Below are 16,375 nucleotides of genomic sequence, written 5' to 3' on the forward strand. Positions count from 1 at the left end.
TCTAGCCGACCTCGATCGTGCTGCCCGGCAGCAGCCGGTGAATCCGGCCACGGCACTCGACGTGAATCGGCCCGGCGCCGCCGGATTCCGCGGTCAGGGTCGCACTGCGCCCGCTGATTTCCAGATGCAGGCGGTGACCCCGGTACACGAACGGAAACTCGATCGGCCCAAGCCCTTCCGGCCACTGCGGGCTGAGGATCAGCCGGTCGTCCCGGGTTTCCAGGCCGGTGAAGCACCGCTGCAGCAGATCGATGCTGCCCGCCATGGCCGCCAGGTGGATCCCTTCGGCGGTGGTGCCGCCCTGGATGTCGGTGACGTCGGAATCGAGCACCTGCTGGAAGTACTCCAGCGCGTTGGCGCGGTGGGCGCGGGCCAGGACCCAGGAGTGCACGACCGCGCTCAATGTCGATCCGTCGGAGGTCCGGGCCAGGTAGTAGTCGACCGTTCTGGGGATCTGCGCCGGCGCGAAGTGGTAGCCGAGCCTGCCGAACAGGCCGAGCAACTCTTCGGATGACAGCAGGTAGAACAACATCAGTGCGTCGGCCTGCTTGGACGCTTTGTAGTTGTTGACGCTGTCGTTCTCGGCTTCGAGGATCCGGTCGAGTCGCTGAATGTTGTCGTACCGCTGGCGGTAACCCTCCCAATCCAGCTCGGCCAGTTCGGAATAGCCTTCGAACTGACTGATGACGCCGTCGTGGAACGGCACGAACATGCGACGGCTCACGTGGTCCCAGCGCTCCCGCTCCTGGGTCGTCAGGCCCAGCTTGGCGACGAGTTCGAGGCGGTCGCGCAGCGGCAACAGGTCCAGCGCCTCCATCGCCCGCAAGATGACCCAGACCGCCATCACGTTGGTGTAGGCGTTGTTGTCGATCCCGTCGTATTCCCGCCCCGGGTAACCGGAATGGAACTCATCCGGCCCGATGATGCCGCGGATCGTGTAGCGGCCCAGGCCGGCATCGAAGGTTGCAAGACCCACCCAGAATCGTGCGATCTCGACCAGCATCTCGGTGCCGTAGTCCACCAGGAACTGGCGGTCGCCGCTGACCTGATAGTTCTGCCAGGTGTTGTAGGCCACGGCGAGCCCGACGTGATGTGCCCGGGCGCTGGCGTCGGGAAGCCAGCGACCCGACTGCGGATTGAGATGGACTTCCTGACTCACTTCTCGTCCGTCGCTGCCGGACTGCCAGGGAAACATGGCGCCCAGATGGCCGGCGCGGCGCGCCGCACGGCGCGCTTGTGGGAGGCGCCGGTACCGGTACAGCAGCAGCGAGCGGGACACGTTCGCCATCCGCAGGCTCAGCACCGGGGAGATGAAAAGTGCGTCCCAGAACACGTGTCCGCGGTAGGCCTCACCGTGCAGTCCCCGGGCCGGGACGCCGGCGTCGAGTTCGGCGGTGTGCGGCGAGAGGGTCTGCAGCACGTGCACCAGGTGCAGACGCAGGATTCGCAGGGCGTCTTCCCGGTCGGAAAGGCCGATGTCGCACTGCTCCCACAGCCTCGCCCACGCCCGCGCGTGCGCCTGGTGCAGCTCGTCGTAACGCCCGGCGGCGTCCAGGCTTTCGGCCGCGGCGCCGACCGGTTCGGCGATGGCGGCGTCCCGGCCGGTGAAGATGGTCACGATCTTTTCCAGCGTCACCGGCCGGCCCGCCGACACCGCGACCTCGATGTGTTGGCCGCCGCGATTGTGCTCGCGGATGGTCTCCGAGCGCGCGTCGGCCGGGGTGTCGCCGTGCCAGGCGCTGCTGCGGGCGGCCAGCGCGATCGCGATGCGCGACTGCGACGTCTCGGTGCGCAGAACCACGCCATCGGGCGCGATCTCGTCGATCACCGCTTCGGACAGATGCGCGCTGGACAGCGGCTTGTAGCGCTCCACCATCGTGTTTCGTACGGTGGCGTCCACCAGCGATTCGAATTCGACTGTGCCGGACCAGTTCTCGGGGTAGACCGTGGTCTTCATGGCCAGCAGGTGGGGATCGTGCATCGACGCGAAGCGCTGCTGTTCCAGGGTGGTGGTCCGGCCGGCGCCGTCGGTGAAACGGACCCGCCGGGACAGCGTGGCATGGCGTAGGTCGAACACCTGCCGGTAGGACAGAATTTCGGCCTGGTCGATGTCGAACCAGGGTCCACCGTCGATACGCAACGTCAGGGACAGCCAATTGGGCAGGTTGACCAGGCTCTCGTTCTCGATGGTCCGGCCCGCGATCTGATCGGCGACGATGTTGTAGACGCCGGTCGCGTAGGTGCCGGGGTAATGGTGCTGCGACGCGGTGGCTTCGGCGGCGCAGCCGCGGGTGGCGACGTAGCCGTTGCCCACGGTGCACAGCGTTTCGCGCAGCCGCTCGCTCGCCGGGTCGTAGTGGTCGTAGACGAGTTCCCACGCATCGTGCGGAGCCTGCGACTCCTCTTTCAGGTCGTCGGCCAGTCGCTGCAGGAACTCGGTGACCGCAGCGGGGTTTTCGAGGCTGAAGCTCGCGGACGACGGCCGGTCGCCACCCTCGAGGTGACGAACCGCGATGCCCATGCCGTCGAAGCGAATCGCGTCGAACGCGTCCTCGTCGCTGACGTCGTCGCCGATGAAGATCGGCAGGGCGGTGGTGGATGCCGAATCATCCTGCGCCGCCAGGTTTTCCAGGATCCAGTGCAGCGCCCTGCCCTTATCCCAGGCGACATTCGGGCGCAACTCCACCAACTTTCGTCCGGTGGTGACGCGCAGGCCCGTCGCACGCCCGAGCCGGCGCACCGCCGCGATCACCTGATCGACCGCCTGCGGATCGGTGTTGCGGTAGTGCACGGCCACCGCATACCGTTTGCGTTCCACGATGGTGCCGGGAATGTCTTTGAGTTCCTCGGCCAAATGCGTTGCCGCACGGACCAAGACGCCGATCGATGCCGCGGCGGCGGTGTTCTGGTGCAGCGTGCCGTCGGGCGCGACGAGTTCGAAACCGTGACTGCCGGCGAACCACAACCCGTCGACGTCGACCTTGTCGCGGAGGTCGGCCAGGTCCCGGCCGCTGATCACCGCCACCGGGCACTGCCGGCTCAGTGCCCGCAACGCCTCGGCGGCGCCGGGGACCAGCTTCGCCGAATCCGGCTGGCCGACGATGTCGGCCAGGGTGCCATCGAAGTCGACGAACGTCACGGGCTGGCGGGCGGTGACGAGTTCCTTGAGCTGGCTGTAGACCTGCAGGGCGTCGGTGATGGCCGAGATCACCGCGTCCACGTTGCGCACCGAGATCTCGGCAAGGTCGGCGATGACCGCGTCGGCCCCGTGCGCCGTGAGTTCCTCGCCGCCGTGGTCGAGCCCGATCACCAGGCTGAAACCTGCGGCACAGGCGTCCTCGACCGCCGCGGGATCGTGCTCGATGACCGCGCACCGGTCGGGGCGGACTTTCAGCCGGGCCGCCGTCCGGGTCAGCACCGACGAGTCCTGCTCGTCGGCGAACTCGACCGCGTCGACATCGACGAGTTGATCGATGACGCCGGCCGACAGTTGCGCCCCGCCACGGTTGGTCGAGTAGACGGCCGTGCCGATGCCGGCGTCGCGCAGCCGGCGCAGCAGCGGCCCGGTCGAATCGGAGGCCTGAAAGCCGCCCGAAACCGCCGCGGAGACTAACCCGTCGAGGTTCAGGATGACTGCATCGTGGTAACGCCGGTCAATGGTCGCGGGCCATTCGGTCACGCCAGTGACGATGCCACAGCGCGGCCCCCGATTGGCCGCCGAAAAGGCAATGAAGGTCGCACGTCCCTGTACTTGGTGACTAAAGCCCCACGACCCAGGTCGGTTCGGGCAATAGCGTTTTCGGTAACGGAGGGAGAACGGAATGGACGCGATGGCTGACCGCCACGGCATCCTCGTCGGGGTGGACGGATCGGAACCATCGAACGCTGCGGTGGTGTGGGCCGCGCATGAGGCGGCGCTGCGCCACGTTCCCCTGACGCTGGTTCACATGGTGACCGCGGCCGTCCCGATGTACCCGGAGATGCCGCTGTCGATGGGCATGGGGATATGGCGGGATGAGGACGGCCGGCGGGTGCTCAAACACGCCGTCAAGGTGGCCGAAGACATCGTCGGTGTGGCCACCCGGCCGGTGCCGATCTCCACCGAACTGAAGTGTTCGCCGCCGGTTTCGACTCTCGTGCAGCTGTCCGCGCAGGCGGAAATGCTGGTGGTGGGCAGCCACGGGCGCTCGGCGTTGGGGCGCGGACTGCTCGGGTCGGTGAGCTCGTCGGTGGTGCGACGCGCGAACTGCCCCGTAGCGGTGATCCGCGACGAAGACACCCGTACGGGAGCCCCGGTCGTCGTGGGGATCGACGGGTCGCCGGCGTCCGAACTGGCGACGGCGATCGCGTTCGAAGAAGCCTCCCGGCGCGGAGCCGAGCTCAAAGCGGTCCATGCGTGGAGCGACATCGAAGCGGTCGAACTGCCCGGCCTGGACTGGACGGTCTTCAAAGAGGACGCGGATCTCATCCTGGCCGAGCGACTGGCGGGATGGCAGGAGCAGTTCCCGGATGTGACGGTGCACCGCGTGGTGGTGTGTGACCGGCCCGCCCGACAGCTCATCGAGCAGGCGGAGTCGGCGCAGCTCGTGGTGGTGGGCAGCCACGGCCGCGGCTCGGTGGGCGCCATGCTGCTGGGGTCGGTCAGCAACGCGGTGCTGCACTCCACCAGCACGCCCGTTATCGTCGCGCGACCGGTGCAGGCCCCGTCCCGGCGACTGACAGTCTGAAGTCATGGAGTTTGCGATCACCGCCGAACGGTCAGCCGATGCCACTACAGCCCCGTTTCTGGATGTCCGGGAGACGCACACCGGCGTGGTGGTGCTGGCCGGAGACCGGGCGTACAAGGCCAAAAAGCCGGTGTTGACCGATTTCGTCGATTTTCGCACCACCGAACAGCGCGAGCATGCCTGCCGGCGGGAGGTCGAGTTGAACCGCCGCTTGTCGCCCGAGGCCTATCTGGGGGTGGCCCATCTGTCCGATCCGGCCGGAGGCGCCGATGAGCCGATCGTGGTCATGCGCCGCTATCGGGATCAGGATCGGCTGGCATTTCTGGTCACCGGCACCGGGCCCGGCGAATCAGCCGAGAACCTGCTGGACGCTGTCGCCGCCGTGCTGGCGGAGTTCCACGAGGGGGCCGAGCGCAGCCCGCTGATCAGCATCCAGGGCGAGGCCGGCGCGGTGGACCAGCGTTGGCGGGCCAACCTCAAGGAACTGCACCAGTTCACCGCGATTCCTGGTGTGACGCAGGAAGTCATCGACCATATCGAACGTCTTGCCGCGGAATACATCGCCGGCCGGGGGCATCTGTTCGCGAGCCGGATCGACCAGGACAACATCGTCGACGGTCACGGCGACCTGCTCGCCGACGACATCTTCTTCGTCGACGGCCGCCCGGCACTGCTGGACTGCCTCGAATTCGATGACCAACTGCGTCATCTCGACCGGATCGATGACGCCGCCTTCCTGGCCATGGACCTGGAATTCCTGGGGCGCAAAGACCTCGGCGACTACTTCCTGGCCCGCTACGTCGCGCTGACCGACGACAACGTGCCGTCCTCGCTGCAGCACTTCTACATCGCTTACCGCGCGGGGGTACGGGCCAAGGTCGACTGTGTGCGGTTCCTGCAGGGCAGGGCGGAGTCGGCCGACGATGGCGCCCGGCACCTCGAGATCGCCGCGGAGCATCTCGCCGCCGGAGCCGTCCGGCTGGCACTCATCGGCGGAAACCCCGGAAGCGGGAAGTCCACGGTGGCCCGCGGGCTCGCCGAACAGGTCGGCGCGCATGTCATCTCCACCGACGATGTACGGCGGGAACTGCGGGATTCGGGCGCCATTTCCGGGAGTCCGGGGGTGCTGGACTCCGGTCTCTACAGCCCCGACAATGTCGCCGCCGTCTACGAAACCGTGTTGCGCAGAGCCCGCATCCGCCTGGGTGAGGGGCAGTCGGTGATCCTCGACGGTACGTGGCAGGACCCGGGTCTGCGCGCCCAGGCCCGCCGAATGGCCGCCGAAACCCATTCGCGTGCAGTGGAAATCATGTGTGCCGTGCCGGTGGAGACGACGGCTGGCCGAATCGAACAGCGGGCGGCGGGAAACTCCGACGCCACCCCGGACATTGCCGCGGCGCTGGCTGCCCGCCGCGACGCCTGGGAGTCAGCAGTCCGGCTGGACACCTCACAGCCGCTGAAAGCTTCGGTGGCACAGGCATGTAACGCCTGGCGCCAGGTGACCGACGTCAATCTTCTGCACCGAAAGGAACGCGCATGACCACCACCGACAGCTACGTCGCCGACATCTCGGCGCTGCGTTTGACCGACGCCGAGGAGGCCGGCGGCAAGGGCGCCAACATGGGCGAGCTGGTCGCCGCCGGCCTGCCGGTTCCACCGGGGTTCGTCCTGTTGCGCGGCGGCTACCAGGCGGCGATGCGGGCGGGCGAAGTGGATGCCGAACTCGCCGCGCTGCACCGCGAAGCGCTGGCGCAGGTCGACAACAGCGCCCGGTTGGCCGAGCTGTGCCAGCGGATGCAGAAACTGGTGAGCAAGGCGGGCGTCAGTGACGACGTCCGCGCGCAGCTGCTCGAATCCTATGCCCGGTTGGGATCGAACTGTGTTGTGGCGGTGCGCTCTTCGGCAACCGGTGAGGACGGTGCCGATGCATCCTTCGCCGGGATGAACCGGACGCTGACCAACATCACCGGTGGCGAGGACTTGATCGACGCCGTCACGCAGTGCTGGGCGTCGCTGTTCAGCCCACGCGTCATCACCTACCGGGCCAGCCGCGGATTCACCGCCGACCCGGCCATGGCCGTCGTCATCCAGCAGATGGTCGCCTCCGAGAAGTCCGGCGTCGCGTTCAGCGCCGACCCCAGCACGGGGGAGCGGGACCACCTCGTCATCGAAGCCGCGCTGGGTCTCGGCGAAGTCGTGGTGTCCGGGAAGGTCCAGCCCGACACCTACGTCGTCGACAAGAAGACGCTGCAGGTGCGCGACTTCTCGATCGGCTACCAGGCTTTCAAGATCGAACGTGGTGCCGACGGCCACGACGTGATCGTCGACCTGACGCCCGAGCAGGCGCAGGCGCGCGTCCTCGACGACGACGCGCTGCGCCGGGTCGCCGAACTCGTGGTTGCCACCGAGAATCACCACGGGTGCCCGCAGGACGTCGAATGGGCGATCGCTGACGGCAAGACCTGGCTGGTGCAGGCCAGGCCGATCACCATGCTGTACGACCACGAATCGGAGGATGCCGGCGAATCCGGTGTGTTGGTGCGGGGGCTGCCGGCGGCTCCCGGGGCGGCGTCCGGGCGGGTGCGGGTGCTGCGCACGCCCCAGGAGGGTAACCGGCTGCAGGACAACGAGATTCTGGTCGCGCCGATGACCAACCCGGACTGGCTGCCGGCGATCCGCCGTGCGGCGGCGCTGGTGACTGAGACCGGCGGGATGACCTGTCACGCGGCCATCGTCGCGCGCGAACTGCGGGTGCCCTGCGTGGTCGGCGCCCGCGACGCGACGACGATCCTGCACGACGGCCACGTGGTCACCGTCGACGGCGCCCGCGGCACCGTCACCGCCGGAGCTGCCGCCGCACCGGCGCAGGTGACGGCGGCCACGCCCGCCCCAGTCACCACGGTCAGCGAAACCACCGGCACCAAGGTCTACGTCAACCTGGCGATCCCGGACACCGCCGAGGCAGTCGCCGCGCAGGATGTCGACGGAGTCGGTCTGCTGAGGGCCGAATTCCTGCTCACACAGGCTCTTTCGGGACGACACCCGCGCGATCTGATCGCGCGTGGCGAGCAGGCCGGTCTGGTGGACGCAATGGTGGGCTCGATCGGCCGCATCGCCGCCGCCTTCGGCCACCGGCCGGTGGTCTACCGCGCCACCGATTTCCGCACCAACGAATTCCGCGGACTGCAGGGTGGCGAGGCCTACGAGCCGGTCGAGCACAACCCGATGATCGGCTACCGCGGGTGCTACCGCTACGTCAACGAGCCGGACCTGTTCGCTCTGGAACTGGAGGCACTGGCCCGGGTGCGCGAACGCAACCCCAACTTGCACCTGATGATTCCGTTCGTCCGGACGCGGTGGGAGCTGGAATCATGCCTGGCGCAGGTGGACGCGAGTCCACTGGGCAAGCAGCGCGGTCTGCACCGGTGGGTGATGGCCGAAGTGCCGTCGGTGATGTTCTGGCTGCCCGAGTACATCGCGATGGGCATCGACGGGGTGTCGATCGGCAGTAACGACCTCACCCAGCTGGTCCTGGGCGTCGACCGCGATTCCGACATCTGCGCCGAGCTGTTCGACGAATCCGACGGTGCGGTACTCGATGCGATCGGACGGATCATCTCGACGGCCCGCAAGCACGGCATCACCTCGTCGCTGTGCGGCCAGGCGCCGTCGACCAACCCGGCCTTCGCCGAACACCTGGTCCGGATGGGCATCACCTCGGTGTCGGTCAACCCGGACGCGGCTGCGGCGACCCGGCGTACCGTGGCGGCCGCCGAACGCCGGCTGTTGCTGGAATCGGTGCGCGGTTGACGGGGTAACCGTCTCGCGCGCAAGGAGGTACCGCCATGACACGGCACTGGATGGTGATGGAAACCGACGGGCAGGGCGCCCGGGCGCCCTACGTCAGCAGGTTGGCGGGCGCCGGCCGGCACCTGCCCGAGACCCGCTTGACCACAGACGATCTGATGGCATCCACCCGCCATCACACGCACATCGACCTGGAAAAGCTGACCGGTATCCGCGAGCGCCGGGTGTCCTCCGGCGAGGAGGATTCGCTGTCCCTGGCCACTTCGGCGGCGCTGAACTGCCTGGCCACCGCACAGCAGGATCCCGCGGACATCGACGTGGTGATCAGCTGCAGCATCACGAAATTCCGCGACGGCCTCACCCAATGGCTGGAGCCCACCATGAGCGGTGCGGTGGCCCGCAACGTCGGGGCGAAGCGGGCGATGACCTTCGACGTGTCCAACGCCTGCGCCGGAATGCTCACCGGTGTAACGATTCTCAACAACTGGATCCGGCAGGGCATGGTACGGCGCGGACTGGTGGTCAGCGGCGAATACATTTCACAGCTCAGCCAGAACGCGGCCAGGCACATCCGCAACATCATGAGCAAGGAACTAGCGTGCCTGACTCTCGGTGACGCCGGTGCGGCCCTCTTGCTCGAGCGCGCGCCGGCCGGCTCCGCGGGTATCGAACTCGCCGGGTTCACCACGGTCGCCGACTACAGCCGGCTTTGCCTGGCGTATCCGCAGGGTCACGACCCGGGTGCGCGGATGTTCACCAACTCGCGCGCCATTCAGAAGGCCGCGATCGCCAACACCCCGTTGTTGTTGCACGAAGTGCTGGACACGGTGGGTATTTCGATTCACGACATCGACCACGTGATCACTCATCAGACGTCTGCCCGCGCCATCCGCAAGGGCATGACGCGGATGAAGGAGTCGTTCGGTGACAGTCCGCAGCACGATGCGGTGATCACCGTCGACCGGTACGGCAACACCGCATCGACGACGCACACGGTGGCGCTGGTGGAGGAACTGGAGGCAGGACGGATCGTGGCCGGCGAGCGGATAGCGCTGCTGGCGTTGGCTTCCGGCCTGGAGATCGGCGTGGTCCTGTTGACCCTGGACGAGGATTTGGTGAGCCGCTATGGGCACAGTGATTGATCGGGTCGACGTCGCCCGTCCACGGCTGCGCGGCCGGCACAGCGCTCTGCACCTGGCCGTCGCCGCGGCGAAAGACTGTCTACGGCATGCCGGATGCCAGCCGCACGAACTGGATCTGGTGGTCAACGCGGGCATCTACCGCGACAAGAACCTGGGTGAGCCGGCGCTGGCCGCACTGATCCAGGACGATATCGGGGCCAATCCGGAAGATCCCCACGGAAACGACGCCCACGGAAATGACGCCCACGGCACCTTCTCCTTCGACGTGGCCAACGGCGCGTGCGGCGTGCTGACCGCGCTGCAAATCGTCGACGGCTTCCTGCGGACCGGAAGCGTGCAGCGCGCGTTGGTGGTGACCAGTGAGGCCGACCCGGGTCACGGAATGAGCGAGAACTTCCCGTTCTCCGCTACCGGGGCGGCACTGCTCTGCGGCTGGACCGATGCCGACTACGGTCTGAGCGACGTTTCGTGGGCCAATGCCGGAGATGCGCTTGATGATGTCGAGACATTCTCTGCAACAGTCGGATTCGACGACGGACGCAATGTCCTGCGGTTCCGCAGGTCGCCCGGCGCGGACGAACGGCTCGCGGCGGTGGCCGCCGAGGCGGCGCGGTCCTGCCTCGAGCGGCAGGGTGTGCAGCTGGCCGAGGTCGACCTGATCATCGCCGCTCCGGCGCGCCCGCGCTACCGGGAGACGCTGCGCACACTACTGGGGTTGCCCGCCGAAAAAGTATGCGTCGCAGACGATCAGCGCATGCATACGGCCGCGCTCGCGGCAGCGTTCGAGCAGCAGAGCGCGCGACCCGGCAGTCAGGTCCTGTTCGTGGCCGCAGGTGCGGGCGTCGTGGCCGGTGCGGCACTCTATCGCCAACCCCCCGCGCACTAGCCGTTCACCCCGGCAGGACCCGATGTTCATGTAGTCGAGGACTTAAGGCCCACGACTGAGCGGCATTCGCGCAATAGCGTTTTCGTGAGTCGAGCGCTAGGAGAAGGAAATGACGACATCGAAGTTGGGCCTCGTCGTCGGAGTCGACGGGTCGTCGGCGTCGAACGCAGCGGTGTCATGGGCCGCCCGCGATGCGGCGATGCGGAATGTCCCGCTGACACTGGTCCACATGCTCAGCACGTACGTGCCGACGTTTCCGCAGATTCCGCTGCCCGGCGGCGTCGCGGTCTGGCAGGAAGAAGACGCGCGGCTGGTGCTCGAGGAAGCTGCCAAGCTGGCGCGGGAATCGGCCCGAGGTTCCGTCGTCGTCGCCACCGAGCTGAAGTCGTCGCCGCCGATACCGACGCTGGTGCAGCTGTCCGAGGACGCCGAGATGGTCGTCGTAGGCAGCCACGGGCGCGGTGCTGTCGGCCGGGCGCTGCTGGGTTCGGTCAGCTCGGGAGTGCTGCGCGGCGCGGCCAGCCCGGTCGCGATCATTCCCGCCGATGAGCCCGGCATCCGCGAGGACGCCCCCGTGCTGGTGGGCATCGACGGGTCCCCGGCTTCTGAGCTCGCCACGGCCATCGCGTTCGACGAGGCATCGCGTCGCGGCGTGGATCTGCGAGCGGTGCACGCGTGGAGCGACGTCGAGATCCTCGACCTCGGCGGCCTGGACTGGCCGGCGCTCCAGCAGGAGTCGGAGCAGATCCTCGCCGAGCGCCTCGCCGGCTGGCAGGAGCGCTATCCCGACGTGGCGGTGCAGCGACTCGTGGTGTGTGACCGGCCGGCCCGCGAGCTGGTCAATCAGTCGAAGTCCGCGCAGCTGGTGGTTCTGGGCAGCCGTGGCCGGGGCGGCATCGCCAGAGTGCTGCTCGGCTCGGTGAGCAACGCCGTGGTGCACTCGGTGCACACGCCGATCATCGTGGCCCGCGCGGCCGATTAAGAAGCCAGCGCGCTGCGGTCGCGGCGCCGGACCGCCCGGGTGCTCAACAGTGTGCCCCATGCACGAGCGGCGTTGTGGCGCATGGCATCAGGGTCACCGGTGGTGAGAAAGACCTTTCCGGCGGGTTCCGTGACCCGGGCCGCATCGGGATAGCGGTAGGCGATCGCCGTGGCCAGGTGTTCGGCCGGATCGATCAGCCGCGCGTCAGGCAGGGCGGCCGCGAACCAGCGACTCGCCGCGGGGTAGTGCGTGCAGGCCAGCACCAGCGCCTGCACCCGTCGCAACGGGGCGACGATGTCGGCCAGGTCGGCATGGAACTGCGCGGAGCCGGTACGGCCCGCCTCGATGTGCGCGGACAGCGGCTGCGCCACCCGGGCCAGTACCTCCCGGCCCGGTCGGGCCAGCCCGCGCTGGTAGTGCCCGGCGTCGATGGTGCGCTGTCCGCCCACCACCCCGATCGAGGTGAGGTCTTCCGGCACGGAGGCCAGCCCGTGGGCGATGATGCCCTCGACAATGACCGGCGCCGCCCGTAACTCGGCCACCACCGTGCTGGCCGCGTTGCAGGCCAGCACCACCTCCGTCGCACCGCGCTCGGCCAGCGCAGTGACCACCCGCATCAGCCGATCGGTCAGTTCGTCGGCACCCATCCGTCCGTAGGGAGTGGCTCCGGCGTCGGACCAGTACACCACCGGCAGTCCGGGGACCAATCGGTCCAGGGCGTTGACCAGGCCGACGCCGCCGATGCCCCAGTCGATGATGCCCAGGCAGGCTTCGGTATTCATGGCGGTCACGGGTAGGACAGCGGGGTGGTCTGCCCCTTGGCCAGTGGACCGGAATCGAACGCCACCACGCGCGCTGACCTGGTGGTGGTCAAGATCTGCAGGTCCCGGTCGGGGAAGCGACTGCCGAAGTACCAGCGGTATTCGTGCTCGGCGCGGATCGGGTTGTGCTGCAGCATGTTCCGCCATTCGGGGTGGTTGGTCAGGGTGGCCAGGTCGTGCGCGAACTGCGGACGCCTGCGACGGCCGCGCAGGTGCGCGACGGCCGACCGGGTCAGTACGGGCAGTTCGCGGATGCGCACCGGTCGCTCCACCATGTCGACGACCCACAGCCGGCCGCCGGGGGCCAGCACCCGGCGGATCTCGGCCATCACCGGGTCCCAGTCCAGGTAGCGGAAGGACAGGAAGGAGATCACCACGTCGACGTGGTTGTCGGGCACGTCGAGCGCCGGCCCGTTCACCATGCCGAAGCGCAGCCGGGAACGGTCGCGGCTGCGTTCGCGAGCCCGGGCGAGCATCCCCGCGGAACTGTCCACGCCGACGGCGAAGTCGATGTCGCCGTTGTCATCCAGTGCCCGTAGCAAAGCCCCGTTGCCGCAACCGATCTCCAGCACGCGGGCCCGGCGCCCGAGGTCGGCGTGGGCAGCTGCCAGCCGGCCGGCCACCCACTTCCATTCGGCCTCCCGGACGCGGATGTCGGCGTACGCACGGTCGTAGAGATCGGCGACGCGATCGTAGGACCGCTCGTGTTGTGCTGCGGTGGGCGAACTTTCGACCATCGCCTCCGCGGCGCAGCCCAGGTACTTGCGCACGCTGCCGGGCCAGCCGTGCGATTTGCGGCCCGGCGCAGCGATCAGATAAAGACTCGGGCGAGCCGTCGGTCGACGGCCCGCCCACGCAAACCGGTCCTTGCGTGCGGACACGGTCGTGTAGTTGTGGTTGCCGAAGGCGGTGACGCCGAAAACCTCGGCGAAAAACGGCGTGAACCAGCGCGCCGTCCGGCAGGCGTGGAAGTAAGCGCGGCCGTCCGGGGCGAAGGGGATCGTCATGTCCCGCCACTCGTGCGGCGAGAACTGTTCGGGCCAATCCGTCGAACCGAACATCGGACCGTACATCCCGGAGTGGCTGATCAGGTGCAGCTCGCTGATCATCCGGCCCGACGACGCGAACGCGGCGAGTTCGGCGGTGAAGTCGGCCTTGCGGTGCAGACCCGAGACCACCACCTCCGCCTCGGGGTGCGCGGCGGCCAGTTCGCGGCCCGTGGTGGCCGCGGCCAGGGCGAATTCAGCCGATCCGCCGCGGTATCTGGTGGTGTGAGCCACCCAGATCAGCGGCTTGTGCGGCGCGAGAGCGGCAACCGGGATGCGCGGATGCTCACCCGAGGGAATCCAGGCACCGTAGTTGCCGACAAGTTCGAGCACCTCGGCCCGTTCCAGGTCGAAAACCCGCATGCCGGCCGGCGGCGGACTGTAGAGATGCAGGGACAGCCCGCCCGACGGGGCGGACATGTCGTGAATGACCTCCGGTGAGATCTGGATGGCGCTACCCTGTTGGCGCGCAAGCTGTTCGGTGACAGCCAACCGGGTTCCCGCCCAGCCGAACCGGCGCTCGCTGAACTCGCCCTCCACCGCGATCACGAAACCGCCCGCGCCGCCGTGGTCATGTGGCGCGCAGCCGTGGCCCGGGCGCCAGCGGGCCAGCATGATCTCGACATGATCGTCGACCCGCAGGATCGAACGCGAATACGGCTCACCGTCACCGGGTTCGCCGGCCAGGGCCGACAGTGCCGGACCGGCCGCCGCGGCGCGGGCCGACAGCTCGGCGTCCGGCGCCTCGCCACGCACCGCGACGGCTGCCAGGGCGTCCAGCAGTGGTGCAAGCTCCGCGAGGTGATTGCGCGTGGCAGCCGTCAGTCGGTGCGCGGTGTCGGTCATGTTCTTCCCCCTTTGACGAGCCTGGCCGGGGTAGCCGCCGTGCTGGTGTCGGTTTGGTAACCACACGGTCTCGCCGGGCACTTGGAGGATTCTTGGAGGATTCTTGGCGTCGGGGTCGGGCCCGGTTCAGCGCTCCCCGACCGCGTGGGCGTCGAGCGGGTTGAGCCGGTCGACGATCAGCGGGTCGGCGTTGGTGAACGGGAAGTCGGGCAGGCCGTCGATGTGGGTGTTGAATGTCGCCGCGAGCACTTCGCGTGAATAGGCGCTCACCGATGCCCGGTAGCCGATGTCAGCGGGAGTGGGCTGGTCGAAGAAGATGCAGAAGTGCATCTCCGGGGCGTCGAAGACCTCGATGTGGTGCGGGTAGGCGCGGGGGATGAAGTACACGTCACCCTGACGCAGGTACCAGGTGTCCAACTCGCCGCCCGGCCCCATCACGGTCATGCGCGCCGCGCCCCGATTGACGTAACCCATCTCCGCGGTGACCGGGTGCCAGTGCGGCTCACGCATCCCGTCCTCGCGGATGCGCAGGGAGTACATCGACAGGTCCTTGAGTGCCGGCCAGTATTGCAGCCGCGCGGTCCTGGCCGAGCCCACCGCGATGCTCACGGGTGCAGTCATCGCCTCGACCGCGAACTTGTGTGGGTCGTTGAAGAACGCCGAGGCCGGGACGTCGGGCGCCCCGGAGCGTGCCGCCAGTGCCCGGTCCGTGGTGCTGCGGCGCAGCGCCGCGAAGTCGGAGGCCGGCAGGTCGTAGGTGTTGCCCAGCACCGCGTCGGTCATCGCGCCGAATGCGGCGCCCAGGCCGAAGTCCTCGGGCCGTTCGCTGCGGAACGTGATGATGAACTCGGCGACATCGGTGCCGATGTTCTCGATGTGGTGCAGCGAACCCGAGTCGATGTGGAACATCTCACCGGCGCGCACCACGAAAGAGCTGAATTGGCTGCCGGTGTCGAGCACCGAGACCAGGGCGGTGCCCGAAACGCAGTAGGTGAGCTCGTTGGCGTTGGCGTGCCAGTGCGGTGTCCGCATGGCGCCCGGGTTGATCAGCAACCGCTTGATCGACATGCCCCGCAGGATCGGGAAGTTGTCGGCCGTCAGCCGCTGAATCGAACCCAGGTCGGACTCTTCCACGACCTCGCCGTTGATCAGCGATGCGACGTGTGTGCTTGTCTGCGTGAGCATTTCGTCCTCCTATGATGCCGCCGTAATGTGCTGCCTTCAGCATCCAGGCAGGGCCGGCGCGCCGTCCAACACCCGTTTTCGATGCTTTGATCGGCGGTGGTTATCAAGCGGCCGCGAGCGCGGTGTCAGACTCTTCTCATGTCCGACATCGAATTCACCTCGGCGGCAGCGATCGTGCCGGTACGGGACCTCGACGCGGCACTCGACCGATACCGCCGGCTCGGGTTCGACGCCCGCGGCTATGCGGGTCCCGAACGCTACGGCTTCGTCGACCGGGGTTCCGTTCAGCTCCATCTCACCGAATGGGCCGAGCATGACCCGTTGACCACGTCGTCGAGCGTGTATCTCTACGTCAGCGACGCCGACGCCCTGTACGCGGAATGGAAGGCCCTGGCAGATCTCGGCGGGCGGTTGCACCCACCGCAGGACACGCCTTACGGGCTAAGGGAATTCGCCTACGTCGACCCGGACGGCACCCTGCACCGCGTCGGCTCTCCGCTCTAACTGGCGCGGTAGACCTTGATCGCCGCCGTGATCATCGGGAACTGCAGCGGCAGGCGGGCCAGCGCCAGGATGCGCATCGGCCACGGCTTGTCCCACCACAGCCGAACCATGTTGAGGTTGCCCGGGTACACCCCGATGAACAGTGCGGCGGCCGCGGCCGCCGCGGGTCGGCGGGTGCCGCGCGGCAGCAGCAGCGCCCCGATCACCAGCTCGGCCACCCCCGAGGCATACGTGTAAAACCTCGCACTGAACGGCAGTTCGGCCGGGATTATGTCGTCGAACGGCTTGGGTGCGACAAAGTGCAGGGTGCCCACGCCGAGCAACATCGCCGCGAGGCGGTAGGCCGTGGTCTGGGCGGGGGCGCGTTCGGCGAGCGATTCGGTGGTCATGGCGCTAATCATGCCCTGACCGTTCCCTGTCGTGGCGTGC

General features: G+C 68.0%; 12 protein-coding genes. 7 read left to right on the plus strand and 5 right to left on the minus strand.

Annotation, left to right across the window (positions count from 1 at the left end; all coding sequences use genetic code 11):
- Position 1: 1 nt before the first annotated feature.
- Positions 2–3,631, minus strand: coding sequence for a trehalose-phosphatase (gene otsB, locus ACNQS7_RS31350; RefSeq protein ID WP_418016224.1), 3,630 nt, complete (start codon positions 3,629–3,631; stop codon positions 2–4).
- A 190-nt stretch (positions 3,632–3,821) separates the two neighbouring features.
- On the opposite strand from otsB, the gene ACNQS7_RS31355 reads away from it, so the two are divergent.
- The 6 genes from ACNQS7_RS31355 to ACNQS7_RS31380 all read left to right on the plus strand — a co-directional run bounded on the left by ACNQS7_RS31355 (position 3,822) and on the right by ACNQS7_RS31380 (position 11,544).
- A complete protein-coding gene (locus ACNQS7_RS31355) occupies positions 3,822–4,727 on the plus strand; it encodes a universal stress protein (protein WP_418015619.1) in 906 nt (301 codons plus the stop codon).
- 4 nt (positions 4,728–4,731) lie between these two features.
- Complete coding sequence (locus ACNQS7_RS31360) at positions 4,732–6,267, plus strand: AAA family ATPase (RefSeq protein WP_418015620.1); 1,536 nt, start codon at positions 4,732–4,734, stop codon at positions 6,265–6,267.
- Entirely contained in the window at positions 6,264–8,537 is a 2,274-nt protein-coding gene (ppsA, locus tag ACNQS7_RS31365; protein WP_418015621.1) for a phosphoenolpyruvate synthase, read from the plus strand. Before ACNQS7_RS31360 ends, ppsA begins: the two co-directional genes overlap by 4 nt.
- 35 nt (positions 8,538–8,572) lie before the next feature.
- Positions 8,573–9,676: a 3-oxoacyl-ACP synthase III family protein gene (locus ACNQS7_RS31370; RefSeq protein WP_418015622.1), complete on the plus strand. Its 1,104-nt coding sequence runs from the start codon at positions 8,573–8,575 to the stop codon at positions 9,674–9,676.
- Positions 9,660–10,562 carry a 3-oxoacyl-[acyl-carrier-protein] synthase III C-terminal domain-containing protein gene (locus tag ACNQS7_RS31375; protein WP_418015623.1) on the plus strand — a complete coding sequence of 301 codons (903 nt, stop codon included), beginning with the start codon at positions 9,660–9,662 and terminating at the stop codon, positions 10,560–10,562. Before ACNQS7_RS31370 ends, ACNQS7_RS31375 begins: the two co-directional genes overlap by 17 nt.
- 109 nt (positions 10,563–10,671) lie before the next feature.
- Positions 10,672–11,544 carry a universal stress protein gene (locus ACNQS7_RS31380; RefSeq protein ID WP_418015624.1) on the plus strand — a complete coding sequence of 291 codons (873 nt, stop codon included), beginning with the start codon at positions 10,672–10,674 and terminating at the stop codon, positions 11,542–11,544.
- Here the strand turns inward: ACNQS7_RS31380 and ACNQS7_RS31385 are convergent.
- The 3 genes from ACNQS7_RS31385 to ACNQS7_RS31395 all read right to left on the minus strand — a co-directional run bounded on the left by ACNQS7_RS31385 (position 11,541) and on the right by ACNQS7_RS31395 (position 15,442).
- Complete coding sequence (locus tag ACNQS7_RS31385; protein WP_418016225.1) at positions 11,541–12,326, minus strand: glutamate racemase; 786 nt, start codon at positions 12,324–12,326, stop codon at positions 11,541–11,543. The genes ACNQS7_RS31380 and ACNQS7_RS31385 overlap by 4 nt on opposite strands.
- Before the next feature lie 5 nt (positions 12,327–12,331).
- On the minus strand, positions 12,332–14,257 hold the full coding sequence (locus tag ACNQS7_RS31390; protein WP_418015625.1) for a methyltransferase domain-containing protein: 1,926 nt from the start codon (positions 14,255–14,257) through the stop codon (positions 12,332–12,334).
- 126 nt (positions 14,258–14,383) lie between these two features.
- Entirely contained in the window at positions 14,384–15,442 is a 1,059-nt protein-coding gene (locus ACNQS7_RS31395) for a cupin domain-containing protein (protein ID WP_418015626.1), read from the minus strand.
- 147 nt (positions 15,443–15,589) lie between these two features.
- On the opposite strand from ACNQS7_RS31395, the gene ACNQS7_RS31400 reads away from it, so the two are divergent.
- Positions 15,590–15,946 carry a bleomycin resistance protein gene (locus ACNQS7_RS31400; RefSeq protein WP_418016226.1) on the plus strand — a complete coding sequence of 119 codons (357 nt, stop codon included), beginning with the start codon at positions 15,590–15,592 and terminating at the stop codon, positions 15,944–15,946.
- Here the strand turns inward: ACNQS7_RS31400 and ACNQS7_RS31405 are convergent.
- Positions 15,943–16,335 (minus strand): MauE/DoxX family redox-associated membrane protein, encoded by a 393-nt coding sequence (locus ACNQS7_RS31405; RefSeq protein ID WP_418015627.1) that lies wholly within the window; start codon positions 16,333–16,335, stop codon positions 15,943–15,945. The two genes, ACNQS7_RS31400 and ACNQS7_RS31405, sit on opposite strands and share 4 nt — an antisense overlap.
- Between the last annotated feature and the right edge of the window lie 40 nt (positions 16,336–16,375).

This window comes from Mycobacterium sp. 23 (genome assembly GCF_048287075.1).
Lineage (GTDB): Bacteria > Actinomycetota > Actinomycetes > Mycobacteriales > Mycobacteriaceae > Mycobacterium > Mycobacterium gordonae_B.

Excerpts from the sequence above, each read along its gene's own strand:
- ACNQS7_RS31380 (WP_418015624.1), top strand. The coding sequence starts at position 10,672 with ATGACGACATCGAAGTTGGGCCTCGTCGTCGGAGTCGACGGGTCGTCG.
- ACNQS7_RS31395 (WP_418015626.1), bottom strand. The coding sequence starts at position 15,442 with ATGCTCACGCAGACAAGCACACACGTCGCATCGCTGATCAACGGCGAG.
- ACNQS7_RS31375 (WP_418015623.1), top strand. The coding sequence starts at position 9,660 with ATGGGCACAGTGATTGATCGGGTCGACGTCGCCCGTCCACGGCTGCGC.
- ACNQS7_RS31370 (WP_418015622.1), top strand. The coding sequence starts at position 8,573 with ATGACACGGCACTGGATGGTGATGGAAACCGACGGGCAGGGCGCCCGG.
- ACNQS7_RS31360 (WP_418015620.1), top strand. The coding sequence starts at position 4,732 with ATGGAGTTTGCGATCACCGCCGAACGGTCAGCCGATGCCACTACAGCC.
- ACNQS7_RS31385 (WP_418016225.1), bottom strand. The coding sequence starts at position 12,326 with ATGAATACCGAAGCCTGCCTGGGCATCATCGACTGGGGCATCGGCGGC.
- ACNQS7_RS31405 (WP_418015627.1), bottom strand. The coding sequence starts at position 16,335 with ATGACCACCGAATCGCTCGCCGAACGCGCCCCCGCCCAGACCACGGCC.
- ACNQS7_RS31355 (WP_418015619.1), top strand. The coding sequence starts at position 3,822 with ATGGACGCGATGGCTGACCGCCACGGCATCCTCGTCGGGGTGGACGGA.
- ACNQS7_RS31390 (WP_418015625.1), bottom strand. The coding sequence starts at position 14,257 with ATGACCGACACCGCGCACCGACTGACGGCTGCCACGCGCAATCACCTC.
- ppsA (WP_418015621.1), top strand. The coding sequence starts at position 6,264 with ATGACCACCACCGACAGCTACGTCGCCGACATCTCGGCGCTGCGTTTG.